At 71.4% G+C, this 18,977-nt stretch carries 15 protein-coding genes; 9 read left to right on the top strand and 6 right to left on the bottom strand.

Annotated elements, in window-relative coordinates; genetic code table 11:
• The first annotated feature begins 16 nt into the window (after nucleotides 1-16).
• Complete coding sequence (locus WME85_RS05165; RefSeq protein ID WP_437835662.1) at nucleotides 17-940, top strand: hypothetical protein; 924 nt, start codon at nucleotides 17-19, stop codon at nucleotides 938-940.
• Nucleotides 941-945: 5 nt separating this feature from the next.
• Complete coding sequence (locus tag WME85_RS05160) at nucleotides 946-1,449, top strand: deaminase domain-containing protein (protein WP_437835659.1); 504 nt, start codon at nucleotides 946-948, stop codon at nucleotides 1,447-1,449.
• Nucleotides 1,450-1,609: 160 nt separating this feature from the next.
• On the opposite strand, the gene WME85_RS05155 is transcribed toward WME85_RS05160, so the two are convergent.
• On the bottom strand, nucleotides 1,610-1,909 hold the full coding sequence (locus WME85_RS05155) for a hypothetical protein (RefSeq protein WP_437835656.1): 300 nt from the start codon (nucleotides 1,907-1,909) through the stop codon (nucleotides 1,610-1,612).
• Nucleotides 1,910-2,413: 504 nt separating this feature from the next.
• Between WME85_RS05155 and WME85_RS05150 the strand changes: the two genes are divergently transcribed.
• The 6 genes from WME85_RS05150 to WME85_RS05125 all read left to right on the top strand — a co-directional run bounded on the left by WME85_RS05150 (nucleotide 2,414) and on the right by WME85_RS05125 (nucleotide 11,312).
• Nucleotides 2,414-3,904, top strand: a complete 1,491-nt coding sequence (locus tag WME85_RS05150) for a sigma 54-interacting transcriptional regulator (protein ID WP_437835654.1) — start codon at nucleotides 2,414-2,416, stop codon at nucleotides 3,902-3,904.
• Nucleotides 3,905-4,158: 254 nt separating this feature from the next.
• The gene (locus WME85_RS05145; protein ID WP_437835652.1) at nucleotides 4,159-5,421 is read left to right on the top strand and encodes a hypothetical protein; all 1,263 of its coding nucleotides are present in this window, start codon (nucleotides 4,159-4,161) and stop codon (nucleotides 5,419-5,421) included.
• Between the two features lie 36 nt (nucleotides 5,422-5,457).
• Nucleotides 5,458-6,861, top strand: a complete 1,404-nt coding sequence (locus WME85_RS05140) for a hypothetical protein (protein ID WP_437835650.1) — start codon at nucleotides 5,458-5,460, stop codon at nucleotides 6,859-6,861.
• 6 nt (nucleotides 6,862-6,867) lie between these two features.
• Nucleotides 6,868-9,378, top strand: a complete 2,511-nt coding sequence (locus WME85_RS05135; RefSeq protein WP_437835648.1) for a tetratricopeptide repeat protein — start codon at nucleotides 6,868-6,870, stop codon at nucleotides 9,376-9,378.
• 227 nt (nucleotides 9,379-9,605) lie between these two features.
• Nucleotides 9,606-10,439, top strand: coding sequence for an alpha/beta fold hydrolase (locus WME85_RS05130; protein ID WP_437835646.1), 834 nt, complete (start codon nucleotides 9,606-9,608; stop codon nucleotides 10,437-10,439).
• Nucleotides 10,440-10,703: 264 nt separating this feature from the next.
• Entirely contained in the window at nucleotides 10,704-11,312 is a 609-nt protein-coding gene (locus WME85_RS05125; protein ID WP_437835644.1) for a hypothetical protein, read from the top strand.
• 34 nt (nucleotides 11,313-11,346) lie between these two features.
• On the opposite strand, the gene WME85_RS05120 is transcribed toward WME85_RS05125, so the two are convergent.
• A complete protein-coding gene (locus tag WME85_RS05120) occupies nucleotides 11,347-11,871 on the bottom strand; it encodes a hypothetical protein (RefSeq protein WP_437835642.1) in 525 nt (174 codons plus the stop codon).
• 264 nt (nucleotides 11,872-12,135) lie between these two features.
• On the opposite strand from WME85_RS05120, the gene WME85_RS05115 reads away from it, so the two are divergent.
• Entirely contained in the window at nucleotides 12,136-12,777 is a 642-nt protein-coding gene (locus tag WME85_RS05115; RefSeq protein WP_437835640.1) for a hypothetical protein, read from the top strand.
• 71 nt (nucleotides 12,778-12,848) lie between these two features.
• On the opposite strand, the gene WME85_RS05110 is transcribed toward WME85_RS05115, so the two are convergent.
• From WME85_RS05110 to WME85_RS05095, 4 genes are all read right to left on the bottom strand, one after another.
• Nucleotides 12,849-15,434 carry a protein kinase domain-containing protein gene (locus tag WME85_RS05110; RefSeq protein ID WP_437835638.1) on the bottom strand — a complete coding sequence of 862 codons (2,586 nt, stop codon included), beginning with the start codon at nucleotides 15,432-15,434 and terminating at the stop codon, nucleotides 12,849-12,851.
• 202 nt (nucleotides 15,435-15,636) lie between these two features.
• Nucleotides 15,637-16,398, bottom strand: coding sequence for a hypothetical protein (locus tag WME85_RS05105; RefSeq protein ID WP_437835635.1), 762 nt, complete (start codon nucleotides 16,396-16,398; stop codon nucleotides 15,637-15,639).
• Nucleotides 16,399-16,897: 499 nt separating this feature from the next.
• A complete protein-coding gene (locus WME85_RS05100; RefSeq protein ID WP_437835633.1) occupies nucleotides 16,898-17,173 on the bottom strand; it encodes a PRC-barrel domain-containing protein in 276 nt (91 codons plus the stop codon).
• Nucleotides 17,174-17,267: 94 nt separating this feature from the next.
• Nucleotides 17,268-18,854 (bottom strand): ATP-binding protein, encoded by a 1,587-nt coding sequence (locus tag WME85_RS05095; RefSeq protein ID WP_437835631.1) that lies wholly within the window; start codon nucleotides 18,852-18,854, stop codon nucleotides 17,268-17,270.
• Nucleotides 18,855-18,977: the final 123 nt, after the last annotated feature.

The following is an 18,977-nucleotide window of genomic DNA, read 5'->3' as shown; positions in this document are numbered from 1 at the left end:
ACCGGCGAGGAGGCGCATGGCCGCGCTCGTCGCGCCTCCCGATGAGATCGAGCAGGTCACGGCGGAGGTGCGCAGCGCACTGACCGGCCTCTCCGTTCGCGCCGCGGAGGCAGGGCTCGACCCCGCCCTCCACGCCCGATCGGCGGCAAGCGCACAGGGCAGCCGGCCGGAAGCGGTGCTCGTCGCGACCACATCGGAGGACCAGGGCCTGTGGCGCGCGATCGAACGCCTCCGATCGAGGCTCGAGGACGGCGCGACGACGCTGTTCGTACTCTCGGAGGGCGCGGCGACGACGTTGCAGCGCGCCGCGCCGCACCTCATGAGCGTTATTGGTACGATGTGGGCGGCCGAGCCGCGCGTCGATCGCCGCCTGGCCTCGGCCATCGACGCGGCGCGCGCGGGCCGCTACCCGGAGCTTTACGAAGAGGCCGACGCGAGGACGGCGAGGGACCTCGACGAGGCGACGAGCGATGTGCTCGACGCCCTCGGCGACCCTTGCGTCGATGATCGAGCGTGGCGGCGCCTCGGGTTCATGGGACGCGCGGCGCTCGCCGAGGTAATGCCGACCGTCGCTGCGCACTGGCCCCCCGGTCTCGCGTCGGCGGACGCCGTCTGCGCGGCGCTGGACGCCTGGTTGTCGTCTGCGTCGGCGCCTGCGGCCGTCAAGGGCCTCCCGGCGGCGCCGCTCGCGCCCCAAGCGCTCGCCGAGGCGCTCGGGATCGTTGAGACCGCGGCACACCTCCTGGATCGCGCGCAGGCGCGCGCCGCGCTGTCCGAGATCCTCGATTCAGTCTTCCAAGGGTACGCCGTCTTCCCCGGAAGCGAGGACCGGCGCGCGCTCTTCGACTGGTGGCTCGACGACGTCGTGCCCGCGGCGGCCGCGCTCCGCGCTCCGCCCCGCTTCAATCGCCGCGTGAAATCTGACCCGCCCCGGCGCTGATGCCGGTGGGCCTCGCATCCGCCTTCATCCGCCGCGCCTTGCGCTTCGGTGGGCACCTCTCGGGTCGTGAGCGCGCGTCCTTCGCGCGCCTGCGCACGAGGGCGGACGACGTCCGCACCGCGTACCTCGCCAAGCCGGTCGGCAAGGGAAACGTCGCGGCGCTGGAGTATGTTTCGCTCGTCCACGTCCAGCGAGAGCCGATCCGGGTCGAAGCGACGAGCCGACACAAGAGCCCTTCGCCGTTGCCGCGGCCGCGCTCACAAGGCGGGTATTTCGAGCCTGCGATCGATCCGAGCACGAAGCGGCCGATGAATACCGACGCCGAGTACAAGGCCTTGTCCGAGCTCGCGCGGCGGCTCGATGGGTCGGCCACGTGGCAGAAGATGGGCGTGGTCTATCTCTTCACCGAGCTTCAACCCTGCGCGAGCTGCGCGAGCGTGATCGCCCAATTCGAGGAGCGCTTTCCGCTGGTGACCATCGTCATAGCGTTCGACCATCCCTTCCCGTAGTTGCCGTGGTGCCCGCGGGCACGCTCGACACCTATCCCGGCATCCGCCCTGCACCCACATCTTGGCCGCCTTCAAGGCGAGCTGGTTCCCGATCACGGGCGACCTGCCGCAGTTCACCGAGCTCCCGCCCCAGGCCTGACGAACCCGAGGATTCAGCCCGTCACGTGGCGCCCGCGAGCTTCAACACCGCGGCCCGCTCGACGTCGGTCGGATCTCGCTGGCAGTCCTTGCCGACGCCCTGCAGGGCGTCGAGCTGGCGGACGAGATCCCCGGGGTCCACGCTCAGGCAGCCCTCCTCGAACTCCGAGCACTCGGCGACCGAGAGTGCTGTCCCCGCAACGTAGCGACAATCGGGGTCCTCGGGCGGGTACCTCAGGAAGGTGGAGGCGTGATCCAGGAGGCACGTGGCGTCGGACGGCGTGTTCGCCTTCTTGCAGCGCGCGGCGGCGATGCGCGCCATCCGCTCCAAGTCGGCGGCCGGGTACGTGCGGGCCCGAGGGGGAGCGGGCTGCGCGCTCGCGTCGCCGGCAGTCCGCGGGCCCGCGGCGGGCTGCGCCGCTTCGGAACACGCACACGCGAGGAGGGCGCACGCGACGACGAGGACGAGCAAGGAGGATCCCCCGGGCCCCATGCAGCGACACGTATCACGCCCGCTCCAGCGCCCGCAATCCAGCTCGCCCCCCTCCGGCTCCCGCGAGCCAGCCCCGGTGCGCAGGTTCAGGTGTATCCTGGCGGCCTGATGCGTACGCGCCGCTCCGATACCGCCGATCCGCCCAGCGCCCACCACCGCCACCTGGCTCTCCCCCTGGCGCCCACCACCGCCACCTGGCTCTCCCCCCGGCGCCCACCGCCGCCGTGACCACGCTGACCAGGGCGACCGGCATCGCGCCCACGCCTGTCCCGCCGGCGGCGCGGCGAGGTAGAACGAGCCTCAGTGAGCAAGGAGAGAGACGTGGCTAGCGCGATGTCCACTCGGAACCCTGCGCAGAACGATGCGCGCAACGACGCGCAGAGCGGCGCGCACGGCGCCCTGGAGCTCGCGGTGTTCGCGGGGGGCCGCGTGACCCGGCACCCGCTGCCGGCCGAGGGCCGGGTGTCGCTCGGCCGGTCGAAGGAGAACGACGTCCCGATCGACGACAGCTCCGTCTCGCGCCGGCACGCGATCATCCACCTCGGCCCGCGGATCGCGATCGAGGATCTCGGGAGCGCGAACGGCACCCGCCTGCGCCGCGAGCGCAGCGCCGGGCCGACGACCAAGCTGCTCGAGCTCCAGCTCGAGCAGGGCAAGACCATGGAGCTCTCGGTCGGGGACGCGGTGAACCTCGGCTCGACGCTGATCGTGATCCTGCCGCGCGAGGGCGCGACGAGCGCGGCGCCGGGCCAGGGGCAGGGCGAGCCCATCGTGCTCGACCCGGCGATGCAGCGGCTCTACGCGCTGGCCGAGCGCGTGGCCGACGCGCCGATCACGGTGCTCCTGCTCGGCGAGACGGGCGCCGGCAAGGAGGTGCTGGCCGAGCACATCCACCGGCGCTCGCCGCGCGCGCAGGGGCCGTTCCTGCGGCTCAACTGCGCGGCGCTCTCCGAGTCGCTGCTCGAGAGCGAGCTCTTCGGCCACGAGAAGGGCGCCTTCACGAGCGCCGGCCAGGCGAAGCAAGGCCTGCTCGAGACGGCCGAGAAGGGCACGGTGCTGCTCGACGAGGTGGGCGAGCTGCCGCCGTCCATCCAGGTGAAGCTGCTGCGCGTCCTCGAGGACCGGAAGGTGATGCGCGTCGGGGGGCTGAGCCCGCGGCCCATCGACGTGCGCTTCCTCTCGGCCACGAACCGCGATCTCGCCGCCGAGGTGAAGCGGGGCGCCTTCCGGGAGGACCTCTTCTTCCGGCTCAACGGCATCGCGCTGACGATCCCGCCGCTCCGGGCGCGCGTGTCCGAGATCGCGCCGCTCGCGCGCGCGCTCGCCGCCCGGACCGCGGGCGCGCTCGGGCGCCGGGCGCCGGCGTTCGCCCCCGAGACGCTCACCGCGCTGGAGGCGCACCGCTGGCCCGGCAACATCCGCGAGCTGCGCAACGTGATCGAGCGCGCGGTGGTGCTCTCCGGCGGGGACACGCTGCTCCCGGAGCACCTCCTGCTCGACGACGCCGGGACGCCGCCCGCTGCGGCTCCCCTGGGGCCGACCCTGGACACGAGCCTCGCGCCCGTCGCGGCGCCCGCCGCGTCCGCCACGGCCGCGAAGGTGGCCGAGGAGGACGCGGGCGCCGCGCGGTCGGGCCAGAGCGCGGGCGATCTGCGGAGCGAGCTCGACGCGATCGAGCGGCGCCGGATCGTCGACGCGCTGGAGCAGTGCGCGGGCAACCAGACGCAGGCCGCGGCGCTCCTCGGCATGCCCCGCCGCACCTTCGTGGCCCGGCTGGACGCCTACGGCATCCCGCGGCCGCGCAAGCGCAAGAGCAACAGCTGACCCGGACATCCAGGTGGCCCGGCGAGTGTTCTCGACCAGGTCGCTTCGACATCCGGGGCGGCCGAAGGGAGTGACAAGGGACTGGCCGAGGCGCTGCCGGCCCATGCGCGTGCCGCTCTCGCCCGTCTCCATTCCGTCGCAACCGCCGCCGTCGCCCGGAAACCTCCGGGCGGCAGGGAGATCTGGTGCCTGACCCGATCCGTGCCACATAGCCCTGAGGCGTGGTAGGAGCGGTGTGCTGGCGAGGCGTCAGGATGGATCGGACGACGCGCAGGAAATACTACAACCTCTGCGACCCCGAGGAGGCGCTCGCGCCGTCCGATCCTCGGTGTGTCGACGTGGATGCGCTCGCCGGGGGTGCTCGCGGCGTTCGCTGGGCTGCGACGCTGGCGCAGGGCATCGAGCTCTCGGATCGCCCCGTGTGCGAGCTCTTCACGGGGTTGCCCGGCGCCGGCGTCACCACCGAGCTCCTCCGTCTGGCGGCACGCCTGCGCGACGGCCAGGGCGCGAACCTGCTCGTCGTCCACATCGACGCGCACGAGGTGCTGGATTTTTCGCACCCGATCGAGACGCCCGAGGTGCTCCTCGCGGTCCTTCAGAGGACCGAGGAAGCCGTGGCCGCGGCGACTGAGTCACCCATGAAAGAGCGGCTCCGGCGACTGCAGAGGTGGCTTGCGGCCGCAGAGCCCGAAGGCGGATGGGCCTCCGACGAGCGGCCTGCCGAGAGCCTGCGCGCCAGCCCGGACGCGCGCGCCCGGTTCCGCGCGCGCGTCGCCCCCGAGCTGTCGAGGTTCGTCGATGAGGTCCGAGACGAGCTGGTCCTCCTGAACGAGCGGGCGCGCCGCGGCGGCCGGAGCGGCGTCGTGGTGGTCCTCGACGGCCTGGAGAAGCTGCGGGGGATGAGCTCGAACCGGCGTGAGGTGCTGGACAGCGTCGAGCGCGTGCTCGTCCGCGGCGCTCCCGCGACGACCCTGCCCGTGCACGTCGTCCTCACCACGCCGCCCGCGCTCACGCTCAGGCTCGATGGACCGGTGCGTTTCCTGCCGATGATCGCCGGGGCCGATCGCGATGGGAGGCGAAACGAGCAGGGGTATGCCGCGGCGTTGGAGATCGTCCGCCGGCGCGTGCCGGACGAGATCCTCGACGAGGTCTTCGGGGCGGAAGCGCGGGCGGGGCACATCGAGCAGATGATCCACGCCTCTGCCGGCTGTCCGCGAGATGTCGTGCGGTTGCTCCGTGACTGCATCGCCGCGCAGCCGCTCCGTGAGGCCGAGTTCCGGAGGATCCTGGCGGAGGTGGGCGAGGCGCAGCTCTCCCTGGTTCCGGAGAGCGCGATCCCCTTGCTGTCCCGGATTCAACGGACGAAGGCGCTGGCCCCCACCGGTCCAGAGGACCGCGAGATCCTGGAGCGCCTGCTGTCGGACGGGGCGCTGCTCCGCTATCAGCAGGATGGCGAGGTCTGGTACGACGTGCTCCCCGCCGTCCGTCGCCTCCCGGGCGTCTCCACCGCGCGCTAGGGGCCCCCGGTCGACGTGTGATACGGTCGGCGCGCCATGGCGGACCGCGTTGTCAACGTGAAGCTTCGCAGGAAGTATTACAATCTCTGCAATCCGGACGAGTCGCTGCCTCCCGAGGATTCGCGGTACATCGATATCGATGTGAAGAGCCCGGAGGCGCGCGGCCGGAACTGGAGCGACGCCCTCGCCAGCAGGATCGAGCTCTCTGAAAAGCCCGTCTGCGAGTTCTTCACCGGCCTCCCTGGGTCAGGGAAGTCGACGGAGCTCAAGCACCTCGCCGCGCGCCTGAAGGACAAGGACGGCGCGAAGCTCTTGCCGGTGCTCATCGACGCCGAGCTGGTGCTCGACATCTACAATCCGATCGACATCCCCGACATCCTCGTGGCGATCCTGTACAAGACCGACGAGGTGGTCCTTGCGGCCGAGGGGAAAGATCCCAAGGGCGCATTGACGGATGGCCGGTTCGCGCGCCTGTGGCACTGGCTGACGACCACGGAGGTCGAGCTGTCGAAGCTCGAGGCGAGCGTCAACGCAAAGGCCGGCGAGAAGGACGCCGCGGAGGTGTCCGGGGGCGCGAAAGCGGTGCTCGACCTCAAGACGATTCCCACGCTCCGGCAGACGGTGCGAGCCAAGGTCGCGGCCAACATGACCACGTTCATCGCGCAGGTGAACGAGGTGCTCGTGGCGCTGAACGACAGGGCCAGGAAGCTGAAATACAACGGGATCGTGGTCATCTTCGACTCGCTGGAGAAGCTGCGCGGCATCAGCACCAACTGGACGGAGGTGCTGACGAGCGCGGAGCGCGTCTTCACGGGCGGCGCTCCGTACCTCCAGCTCCCTGTGCACGCCATCTTCACGCTCCCGCCGGCGCTCGTCCTTCGCCTGAGCGAGCCGGTCCACTTCCTCCCCATGCTGAAGCTGTATGATCGGGACGGCAACCGCGCCGCCGGGTTCGATGTGGCGCGCGAGCTCATCCGGCAGCGTGTGCCCGACGAGCACCTGAGGGAGTTCTTCGGTGCGACGAGCGGCGAGGACAGGGTGGAGCGGCTCATCGGCTGGTCGGGCGGTTACCCGCGCGAGATCGTGCGGCTGCTCCAGACCTTCATCGCCGAGTCGTCCCTCGACGAGCCGCTGTTCAAGCGGCTCCTCTCGCTCGCGGCGGACCAGTATCGCCGGACGGTGCCCGAGAACGCGCTGCGGTGGCTCGCGCGCGTTCACCTCGAGAAGCGCTTGATCATCGACGATGACACGCACCGCGCCACGGTGGATCTGATGGTGCAGAACAACGTGGTCCTGCGATACCTGAACGATGCGGAGTGGTTCGATCTCCACCCGGCCGTGCGGGAGATGCCGGCGATACGCGATGAGATCGCGCGCTTCCGGGCGGAGCAGGCCAGGTCGCGTGCGGAACAGGAAAAGTCCTCCCGGTCAGGAGGTTGAGGCGCGTTGGCCGGGCGAGCGGATCCTCTGACGGAGACGCTCCGGAGCGACGAGGGCGTCCTCCGGCTCGCGCACGGGCTCGCGCTGTCCGAGCGGTTCCATTTTTACCTGCTCGTCTGCGACACGCCGCGCGTGGCGAGCGCGGCCCTCGACGTCCTCGCCGTGGAGGTCGCGGCCGCGCGCGAGGAGCCGGTGCGGCTGGTCCGGCTCGATCCGTACCGCGCGCACGCCGAGCTGGGCAGGCCCATTCCGTTCGAGCTCCTGGCCGAACAGGTGCTGGCCAGGCTCGCGTCGCCGGCGCCGGAGGAGCGCGCGGCCGACGTGATCTTCGTCGTGGATGCCTCGCGCGCGCTGCCGCAGGACCACGAGGGGTGGGGCCAGCTCTTCCAGCGGCTGAACGAGCAGCGAAACGGGATCGCGAGGGCGCTCGAGGGGCCGCTCGTGCTGGTCGTGCCGGGGCGGCTGGAGGCGGCCTTCGCGCACGCGGCGCCGGATTTCTGGTCGATCCGTAGCCTCGCGGTCGTGGTGGGCGCCCCGCCGGGCTTCGATCCGGAGCCGGTGAAGCAGCCGGAGGAGCGGCGGGAGCTGCCTGTTGAGGACGCGGCGGAGCGGGCGTGGGACACGGCCGAGATCGAGGCCGAGATCGAGGCAGCGCGCGCGCGCCTCGCAGAAGCTCCCGAGGACGAATCAGCGCTCTCGTCGCTCATCGTGTGGCTCGATCGGCAGACGCAGCATGAGATGGATCGGGGCACGCTCGATAGGGCGTTGCATGCCGCCGAAGAGTGCTTGCTGCTGGAGCGGCGACGAGCCGAGAGGCATCCTGAGCGCGTCGAGCTGCTACGAGGCCTCTCCGGCAGTCTCATCAACATCGGCGACGTGCACCGGGCTCGCGGCAATCTCGAACGAGCGCTGGTGGCTTATGATGAGGGTCTGTCCCTCGTACGACATCTGCTCGCTCTCGATCCCGAGCGGGCAGAATGGTTACGGAAGCTCTCCGTCAGCCTTGACAACGTCGGCCACGTCCATCGGGCTCGCGGCGATCTCGCGCGAGCCCTGACGGTATACGACGAGAGCCTGTCCCTCATGCGACGCCTGCTCGCTCTCGATCCCGAACGGCCGGAATGGCTACGGGACCTCTCCATCAGCCTTGACAACGTCGGCGACGTACATCGGGCTCGGGGTGACATTCAACAAGCCCTGACGGCATATGACGAGAGCCTGTCCCTCATGCGACGCCTGCTCGCTCTCGATCCCGAACGGCCGAAATGGCTACGGGACCTCTCCATCATCCTCAACAACATCGGGCGCGTGCATCAGACTCGGGGCGACCTCGAACGCGCTCTGACGGCCTATGACGAGAGCCTTTCCGTGCGACGACGCCTGCTCGCCCTCGATCCCGAACGGCCGGAACGGCTACGGGATCTCTCCGCCGGCCTCGTGAAGGTCGGCCGGGTGCATCAGGCTCGGGGCGACCTCGAGCGGGCTCTGACAGCCTACGACGAGAGCCTTTCTCTGATGCGACGCGTGCTCGCTCTCGACCCCGCGCGGCCGGAATGGCTGCGACATCTCTCCGTCAGCCTCGAAAAAGTCGGCGACGTGCATCGGGCTCGCAGCGACCTCGAACGAGCGCTGGCAGCCTACGACGAGCGCCTCTCTCTGACGCGACGCGTGCTCGCTCTCCACCCCGGGCGGCCGGAGTGGCTACGAGACCTCTCCGTCAGCCTTAACAGAGTCGGCGATGTGCATCGGGCTCGCGGCGACCTCGAACGAGCCCTCACGGCCTACGACGAGAGCCTTTCTCTGACGCGACGCCTGCTCGCCCTGGACCCCGAACAGCCGGAATGGCTACGAGACCTCTCCGTCAGCCTCAACAAAGTCGGCGACGTGCATCGGGCTCGCAGCGACCTCGAACGAGCCCTCACGGCCTATGACGAGAGCCTGTCTCTGCGACGACGCCTTGTCGCCCTCGACCCAGCGCGGCCGGAATGGCTACGGGACCTCTCCGTCAGCCTTGACAACGTCGGCCACGTGCACTGGGCTCGCGACGACCTCGAACGAGCCCTCACGGCCTATGACGAGAGCCTGTCCCTGCGACGACGCCTTATCGCCCTCGACCCAGCGCGGCCGGAATGGCTACGGGACCTCTCCGTCAGCCTTGACAACGTCGGCCACGTGCATCGGGCTCGCGGCGACCTTGAACGAGCCCTCACAGCCTATGACGAGAGCCTGTCCCTGGTACGACGCCTCGTCGCCCTCGACCCAGCGCGGCCGGAATGGCGGTACGACCTGGCGGTGTCGCTTTTCTACCAGGCCATGAGCGCCGAGGCAGCCGGGCGCCCTGCCGAAGCGCTTTCCTTCTGGCAGGCTGCCCTCGACGAGCTCGATGAACTCACTCGCCGGCCGGCTCCGCTCGCGGCCTGGAACACAGCGGCCGCCACCTGCCGCGAGGCGATCTCACGTCTCGAAGAATCGCTCCAGCTGCCGGAGGGCGGACGCGGAGATCCACCGCCGGCATGAGACCGGACACGTCCGGGCGCTGCTCCCTGCTGACCCGGGCCGTCCCTCATTACCTCCGAGGTAATCGACCGCCGCCCGCGCTGTGGTTCAACTCCACCTCACAACGCACCAGCGCGCAACGAGGAAGGAAAGCCACCATGGATGAACAGAGCATCGACACGGCGTCCGCACCGGTGAAGGCCGACGTCGGTTCCTTAGCGAGCCCGGGGCAGCCGTCCGAGCGAGGGATGCGAACCCGGCCCCATCGTGCCCCCGGCCCCTTCATCGAGGCGCAGGACGGCGCCCTCCTCTTCCTCCGCGACTGGGGCGCGGGCAGGCCGGTGCTGTTCCTCTCCGGCTGGGCGCTGAGCAGCGAGATGTGGGGCTGTCAGATGCTCGACGTCGCCGACCAGGGCCTGCGCTGCGTCGCCTACGACCGGCGCGGCCACGGCCGCTCGAGCGATCCAGGGCGGGGCTACGATTATGACACGCTCGCCGACGACCTCGCCGCGGTGCTGGAGCAGCTCGATCTGCGCGAGGTCACGCTGGTGGGGCACTCGATGAGCGGCGGCGAGATCGCCCGCTACCTCTCGCGCCACGGCGACCGCAGGATCGCCCGCGCCGTGTTCCTGGCGCCGACCACGCCGATGCTCCTCAAGGCGCCCGACAACCCGGACGGCCTCGACCGCCTCCTCGTCGAGCAGGTGCGCGCCGCGATCCGCGCGGACTACCCGGGCTGGCTGGCCGACAACGCGGCGCCTTTCTTCATGCCCGACACCTCGCCCGCGACGATGGACTGGGTGCGACAGCTGATGCTCCAGTGCTCGATGAAGGCCTTGATCGACTGCAACCGCGCCTCCGTCGAGGCCGACTTCCGCGACGAGCTGCGCCGGATCAAGGTGCCGACCCTCGTCATCCACGGCGATCGCGACGCGTCGGCGCCGCTCGCGCTCACCGGCGAGAAGACGGCGGCGCTCGTCCCGGGCAGCCGCCTCATCGTGTACGAGGGCGCGCCGCACGGGCTGTTCGTCACCCACCGCGAGCGCCTCGGCCGCGATCTGCTCGCCTTCGCGCCGCGCTGATCGGCCGCGCCTCGCTCCGCACGCCGCGCCGCGCCGCGCCGCCTCGAAGGTCCACAGGGCGCGCGGGCGCGGCTTGCGCAGGCCCTGCTCAACTCGCGCCGAGGAGACGCTATCTGCGGCGCCGGAGCGCCACGGCTCCCCGGATCTCGCGCGAAGTCACGCGTCCTCGCGGTGGCACGACACCTGCTGAGACGGTCATCGCCGCGCGCAACGCCGCCATTCCGGCAGGAGAGCGCGCAGGCCTACCTCGAAGGAGCCTCTATCATGATGCGTGCACTCATCGCTTCGCTCACCGTCTCGTTGCTCGCCGGCTGCGCCATGGCGCCTGTTGACGAAGCAGCCGAGGAGGATCTCGTCCCGGCCGACGCGACGGCAGAGCAGCCGGCGTCGAGCGCGGCGCTGATCGACACGACGGTGGCGGATGCGGAAGGCGCCGCGGTCGCGTACTCCTCGACGGTGACATTCACCGCGGAGACGCCGTTCTACATCCCGCCGCGCGTCGGCGGCGATAGCGACTTCAGCGGGAACGGGCCGAGCGTCTACCTGATAACGGGGCTCCACCTCGTCAACGGCAATGAGGTCTGGGCCACGGTCCATATGGACGCCATCGAGACCAAGAGCGACTGGACGCACGCCGAGGGGACCGGGTGGTTCCACCTCTACACGGCCCCCCGCGAGATCACCGCGATCTTCGCCCAGCCGTTCCTGGAGCACAAGTACGTCGACACCGACCACGACCGCGACATCTTCGGGTTCCCCGCCGGTTACCTCGTGTCCCGGCTCGAGTACGTCGGCGACACAAAGGGAAACGAGGCAGGGTCCAGGACCGGAGTCAAGGTCGTCTTCCAGCCCATCACGGTGGGCCTGCTGTAACCTGCCGAGAGGAGCGCGCGGGCGGCGCGACAGGTCACCTCGAGCCGACCAGCTTCAGCACCTCTTCCCGCTCGAAGTCGGTCGGCTCCCGATTGCAATCCTTGCCGGCGTTCTGCAGGGCGGCGATCTGGTGGTCGAGATCCTTGGCGTCGACACTCTGGCAACCCTCGTTGAAGTCGGAGCACTCGGCGACGGAGATCGCGGTCCCCGACACGTAACGGCAATCCGGGTCCTCGGGCCGGAACTTGAGGAACGGGGCCGCCTCGTTGAGCAGACACGACGAGTCCGAGGACGCGTTCGCCTTCTTGCAGCGCGCGGAGGCGACGCGGGCGACCCGGCGCAGCTCCTCCTTCGGATAGCTGCGGCCCCGCGGGCGAGCCTGGCTCTCCGCCGCAGGGGCGGCCGGAGCCGGCGCGCCGGACGACATCCCGGCCCCGGCCGTGGAGGGCGCGCCCTCCCCGAGGCCCTCCGGCGTCGAGGGAGAGAGCGGTGTAGAGGAAGCGCACCCGCAGGCGAGGAGCGCGGTGACTGTGATGAGAAGAATTCCCCCAACCTTCATGGGAGCTTCATATCACACATCGTCCTGCACCTGCAATGGCGCCCGCAATGCAGAGCTCACGCGCGGGGGCGGTCCGGCGCCTGGTCAATGCGTGAAGAATTGCAGTGCGAGCGCTCCTGCCGTGCGCCGGGCTGTCGAGGTCCGGGCCGCATCCATGTCGACGCCGCGACGCCGAGGGCGACCGACGCCCGCCGGGCAGAGCCGCCAGGGAACCGGGTAACATCCGAGACGTTTCACCAACAGAACCAGGAGATCATCGAACCCATGAGCACTGGATCAGGCAAAGGCAAGCTGGACCCCACCGAGGGAACCGCCTCGGTGATCGGGACGGAGCAGACGGATCAGACGCAGATCCCCATCGACTCGAAGCTCCGCTTCCTGGACTCGAAGACCGACGGCCCGCTCATCCACGTGGCCGTGACCGGCTCGAATCCCCCCCCCGGCTACGCGCCGAAGATCGAGTACTGGTCGCGGCGCGGCGCCATCAAGGCGGACATCATGACCCTCGAGTCGACCCCGTTCACGAACCGCCCGGGCTCGTCGGGGTACCCGGGGGAGTTCACGGACTGGATCGCCGGGGGCAACGTGCTCGCGACGGCGCAGGAGGCGTCGCAGCAGCAGTGGATCCTGGGCACCTACCAGCTGACGGCGCCGATCAACGCGCTCTACTGGGCCCCCGATCCGGACGCGCCGAGCACGGACCGGATCGGCCTCCTCGTGGAGTGCGGGGCCGCCAGCGAGCTGCTCAACGTGGTCTGGTACAAGATGAAGCAGCCCACGAACGGGCTCATCTTCCAGAAGGTCCCGAGCAAGCTGACCTTCACGAAGCTGCCGTCGACCGATCCGCGCGCCATCAACCCTCAGGCTTCCTGGTACCACTACCACGGCACGATGCGGCTCCTGTGAGCGGCCCGCGCGCCTGAGGCCTGCCCGCGCCGCGCGCGCGGGCGGGCCCCGGGCGCAGAGCGGGGGCCCGCTCAGCGCGGCAGCGAGCGCGCCAGCCGGAGCCCGATCCCCCCGAAGAGATCCGCGGGCTTGCCCGCGAAGCGCCCGGCGAGGCGGCAGAGGTTCGGCGACGTGGACCACGCGCCGCCCCGCGCCGCGCGGAAGTCCGCGTCGTCGTCGTCGGCCGGATCGAGCAGCACGATGCCCTGCTCGGTCCGCGGCCCCTCGCGCTTCCACGCGTTGATGCACCAGTCGCGCACGTTGCCCGCCGCGCCGCGCACGCCGTGAGGGCTCTCGTCCAGCGGGAAGTCGTCCACGGGCCGGCGGCCGGCGACGTCCTCGTGGCTGCCCAGCATGCACCCCCAGGTCGGCTCCAGGAAATCGCCCCACGGCATGCAGCGGCCGTCGACGCCGCGCGCCGCCTTCTCCCATTCGAGCTCGTTCAGGAGGCGCCACGGCGCGCCTGTCTCGGCGGCGTACCATGCCGCGTAGCGCATCGCCGCGCGCCAGTGGACGAACGCGACCGGCATCCGCGGCTCCTCCTGCACATCGGTCGGCATGCACCCGAGCCGGAAGCTGCCGTCGCCGCCCCGCTCGAAGCGGAGCGAGTCCGGGCCAGAGCCCGAGGTGGTGCGGCCGAGCGACAGGCGCGGACAGCACTCGAGCGCCTCGGCCTCGCGCCCGCTCGCCACGAGCGCGTTGAGGAAGGCGAGGTACTCGGCGTTGGTGACCGGGTGCCTCCGGACGACGAAGCCGTCGCACCAGAGCCGGCGCCGCGGCAGGCTGTCCCCCGCGTCGGGATCGCCGCCGGCGAGGAACCAGCCGGCGGGCACGTGGACGTCGTCCTCGCCGAGCTCGCCGAGCCGGAGGAGGCGGACCGGGTGCGGCGCCCCCTCGCCGGGCCGGACGCCGTCCCAGCGCCGCCCGCGCTCGATGAGCACGGGGTAGCGGGCCTCGTGGTACCCGGGCGCGCGCAGCGTGAGGAGGTAGCTGCCGCGCGGGAGCGTCACGCCGAGCAGGGGCGTGGGGCCGAGCTCGCGCGCGGGCTCGGGCACGAGCCTGCGGTCGCGCTCGACGTAGCGGTGGAGGGAGACCTCCGCCCCCGCCGGGGCGGTCGCGAGCGTGAGCTCCCCGTCGCCGGCGAGCAGCACCGCGTGCCGGCCGCGGTCGTGCTGCCGGAGGAGCGCCTCGGCGCGCGCGGCGCCGCGCGGATCCCTCGCCTCCTCGGCCTCGACGAGCTCTGCCGCGTAGTGGTCGGCCAGCGCCTCGTGCGCCTCGCGGAGGTCTGGCGCCTCGTTCAGCGCGGAGCGGAGGGTCTGCATCCACTCGACCTGGCCGAGCGACGCCGCCTGCTCGAGGCGCTCCGCCTCGTCCTCGAGCCGCCACCCGCGCGCTTTCCGCTCGGCGGGGTCGAACGAGCTCAGGCCGTCGAGGATCGCCCGCGCCTCGTCGCGCAGCGCCCGCGCCCGCGCCCGCGTCGCCTCGAGCTCCGGCTGGATCGCGCGCGCCCGGTCGACGATGGCGAGCGCGCGCTCGCGCCGCCGCGCGCCGTCGAGCCAGCTGCGGATGTCGGCGGCGAGCGCGCCCGCGTCGGGGTGGCGCGCCTCCGGGGCGAGGGCCATGGCGCGGGCGCAGATGGCCGCGAGCTCCGCGGGCACCTCGTGGGGGGCGACCTCCTCGACCGGCCTGAGGCTGCCGCCGAGGAGCGCGCTCCACACGGCCGCGAGGTGGCCGTCGTACGGGTGGCGTCCGGCGAGGATCTCGTAAAGCACGACGCCGAGCGCGTAGATGTCGGTCGCGGCGCCGAGGCGGTCGGCCTCGCCGCGCGCCTGCTCGGGGGCCATGTAGAGGAGCGTGCCCAGCACCTCGCCGGGCTGCGTGAGCGGGGCCGCCTCGATGACGTCCGCCGCGTCAGCCGCCGTGGGCGCCGCGGGCGGCGTCGCGGCCGGCCGCGCGAGGCCCCAGTCCATCACGAGGACCTCGCCGAACTCGCCGATCATCACGTTGGCTGGCTTGAGATCGCGGTGCATCACGCCGCGGCTGTGCGCGTAGGCGACGGCCTCGCAGACGCGGAGGAGCGTGTCGATCGCCCGCCGCAGCGCGACGGGCGAGAGGCTCCCGCCGCCGGCGCCGTACATCTCGGCGATCACCTCGCCGAGCGTGCGCCCGCGGACCTCCTTCATGGTGAACCACAGCCGCCCGTCGGCGAGCGCGCCGCACTCGTGCACGGGCACGATCCCCGGGTGCTGGAGCGCCGCGGTGAGGCGTGCCTCGGCGAGGAAGCGGGCGCGATCGGACATGGCGTCGCGCGCCTCGGGCGACTGGACCTTCATCGCGAGCACGCGCCCCATGATGCGGTCGCGCACGCGGCGCACCTCGCCCATGCCTCCGCGCCCGATGCAGCCGAGGTCCTCGTAGCGGTCCTCGGCGGAGAGTCGCTCGGGCGCGGTGACGGAGATGGGGGTCGGCTCGGGCTTCGACGAGCTCGGTGGGGTGACGCGCAGCCTGAAGGTGACGTCCGACGCGGCGCCTGCCGGCGACGTTTCCCCGGGCTCGGCCGTGGCCGGCGCGCACGCGGGCTGCGTCCGCTCCATCTCCTCGCGCTGGCTGCGGTTCATGGGCCGTCGACTCCGCGGACCGCGCTCGGGGGCCTGCCCGAGCCGAGATCCGCGCCGACTCTATCGTCCGATCGCGCCGGCCTCAACCCGACGGGCCTGTCGAGGCGCCCCGCGCCTCGCGCACAGCGCCCCACGCGAGGAGAGAGCGGCGCTCTCGGCATCTCGTCGTCCTTCCGGTGTCCCTGTCCAGCCCGATGGCGCGCTAGGAGTTCAGCAGGAAGCCGAGCCCGCCGGTGAGGCCGAGCTGGAGCGAGCCGCTGTCCTCGAGGCCCCCGCCTTGCGGGCCCTTGATGCTGGCGACCCGCAGGACGAGCTCCGGGGCCACGTGCAGATAGACGTGCTTCGTGGGCCGGTAGACGAGCCCGAGGTCGGCGACGCCGATGAGCGCGCTCATCGACTGGTGCGCCTCGTCCTGCCAGATCGCCTCGGCGCGGGCGCCGCTGTACCCGAGCCCGACTCGCGGCCACAGCGTGATCGGCTCGTTCAGCGCGATGGCGTAGCCGACGCGCGGCACGACGGAGAACGCAAGGGAGTGGCCCTTTGCGATGTAGTCGTCGGGCATGCGGGATTTGCCGCTCATGTACGAGAGGCCGAGGGTGCCTCCGACCGAGAGCTGGTCGGTCACGAACACGTCCATGGAGGGGGAGATCCAGCCCGTGTGTGTCCTCGACGAGCGCGTGTCCGAGAACGTGTAGCCGAGGATCCCCGTGTACCCGGCGGCGCCCCAGGATTGCTGGTTGCGGGCCCCGGCGATCATGTTCGGTCCGAGGTGGCCGCCCTCGGTTGTCACCCCGACGACGTTGTCGAGGGCGACCTGTCCGCGCCCTCCGAAGTGGTCTATCTCGGGCTCGCTCGCGCGCGCGCCGGCATCCTCCGCGCGCGCGAGCGAGCCCGCGGAGAACGTGGCCAGGGCGATCATCAGGAAGGTGATGCGGATACGACGGGTCCGGTGGTTGAGCAGCATGAGTCCCCTCTCGATGTCCGGTCCAGCGGTCGCCGACCGGCTACAGGACGAGCGCAGATCGGCGCGCTCTGCCGGGGACCGCAGGCGCGACGGCATCGCGTTCCCCCCTCGGTCCGCCGCAGTCAACGCCGGACAGCCACGCTGCCTTTCTGCCATGTTGGCAATCGCTCCAACGAGCTGGAATCCGACGAGCGCTCCCGGACACCCCCTGTTCACCCAGGCAGCGCCTCTGCATTCGCCCCGCTCGGCGCCTTATCCGACCTCATGAAGCGGATGTCTGACCTGTGCAGAAGTGGGCTTGCTTCCTTGCCACCGTAGGCCCCCGGGGAGGGGGCGCGTCGCGCGGGGCAGCGGCGGGCTGATGTCTGAGCGCCCCTAACGTCGTGTGTCCGTCGTGCGCAGCACGACGGGCACACGACGTCCCACGCGAGTTCAGCCCGCCGCTGCCCCGCGCGACGTGCCCCCTCCCCGGGGGCCGGCCGCCCTGGATCCAGCCAGCCTAGCTGGGCGTCAGCAGGTTACGCGCCTCGGTCCGCAGCACGACCGCCTGCCCGAGGCTCTGGATGGCCTCGACCGGCACATCGAGCACCCCCGCGCGGAACAGCCCGCGCTGCACCCCGAGCACGTCCGCCGCCTCGGTGCGGAGCTTCACCCGCACCCCCGCCAGCTTGAACGACTCGCTGTCGAGGTAGAGCTGCTCCACCTCCCCGATCACGTTGCCCTCGGCGTCGACCACCGAGTGCCCCCGCACATCCTGCTCGTACGTCAGTCGCATGGCGCTCGCTCCGCGCAGGGCGAAAGCACGACGCAGGCCACCCGGCCGCCGCCGCGCCGTATCCCCCGCGCGCACCGCCGCGAGCGCGCCCTGATCAGCCCGGACGCTGGTGAGGGCGCGCGTCGAGCGGCAGCTCCAGGGTGAAGGTGGTCCCGCGCTCGGCGTCGCTCACGAGCGTCACCCGCCCTCCGTGCGCCTCGGCGCACCCGCGCACGAACGTGAGGCCGAGCCCCCACCCTCGCTGCCCGCCCGCCATGGCCGACCGGGTCCGGACGAACGGCGCGAACAGGCTAGCCTGGTCCTCGACCGGGATCGGCCGGCCCTCGTTGTACACGGCCACGACGGCGTGCTCCGGCGTCTCCTCGATGGTGATGACGACCGGCGCGCCGGTCCCTCCGTACTTGAGCGCGTTGCTCGCCAGGTTCCAGATCGCGCGGCGCAGCTCCCCCTGGCTCCAGATACCCTCGACCCGCGCCTCTCCCCGGAGCACCGCGCGCTGGTCATGGAACGACGCGAGATCGTCGATCACCTCGCGCGCGATCGCGACGAGCTCGCACGCGCCGAGCCGCAGCGGGAGCCCGTGGCCGGCGCGGATCCGCTGCACGTCGAGGAGGGTGCGGATCATCTCGTCCATGTGGCTCAGGCTGCGGACGATCCTCCCGGCGAGCGCCTGCGGGTCGTACCCCGCGAGGTTCATCCCGATGACCTCCGCGGCGTACATCGCCGCGGTCATCGTGCTCCGCAGGTCGTGGGTGACGAGCGACATGCACTGCTCGCGGACGTGCTCCAGCTCGCGCACCTGCGTCACATCCCGGTAGAGCGCCATCGCGAGCGCCACCTGGCCCCGCGCGTCGCGCACGGCCCCACCGCTCAGGACGAGGTGCCGCACGGCGCCGTCCGGAAGGTGCAGGAGCACCTCATCCTCCTCGACGAACGACCCGTCCCGCACGATCCGGGACAGCACCTCTCGCTCGAAATCGAGGCGCGTGTCGTCGAGGTGCCTGAAGTCGCAGCGGCGGTAGTCGTCCAGCGTGGGGCGCTCGCCGGAGAGACCGAGCATCTCACGGCCGGCGGGGTTCACGAGGACGACCTCGCGGCTGGCGCCGAACACCGTGACGCCCTCGGACATCGTGTCGAGGAGCGCCCTGAGCTCGGCCGCGCTCTGGCTCGCCCGCTCCGCGAGCTCCTGCTCCCGGATCCCCTCGACGATGAGCCTCTCGTTGGTGTCCTGGAGGTCCCGGGCGGCCTGGACCTCGCGGGCGCGCGCCATGACCCTCCTCGTTGTGTCGATGATCTGCACGACGAGCCCCCGGTGGCGGGCCCGCTCGTCGAGGAGCGGAGCCACGATGGCGGTGCCGTGGAAGGCCCTCCCCTCCGGGCACGCGAACGCGACATCCGTCTGCACGTCGGTGACGCCATCCCGGAACACGCGATCGAGCAGCGCCTCCAGCGCCTCCGCGCCGTGAACAAGGCGGGTGAAGCGAGCCCCGGCAGGCGCGCCTGGCGGCACGACAGGCAGCCCGCAGAACGCGGGGTTCGCATAAAGGACGAGGTGCGCTTCCGTCACGGTCAGGACGGTCGGAAGCGGAGAGCGCTCGATCGCAGGCAGGTAGCGCTGGATGAGATCCACGTCTACGTCAGGTAGTAGCGCGCTCTCTCCCCTGCACAGCGTGTACGTCATTCAGGTATTTCCTTGCCCACCGTCGAGTCGATCGGACGATGGGCTCGTATATCACGCTCCCGTCCTCTTCGAGGTCGACAAGGTAACTCCGCTCGGCCGGGGCGCCGAGCGGCTCCTGTCGCT

The organism is Sorangium sp. So ce1153 (assembly GCF_051521595.1).
Lineage (GTDB): Bacteria > Myxococcota_A > Polyangia > Polyangiales > Polyangiaceae > Sorangium.
This window is presented reverse-complemented; position numbering and strand designations above follow the sequence as displayed.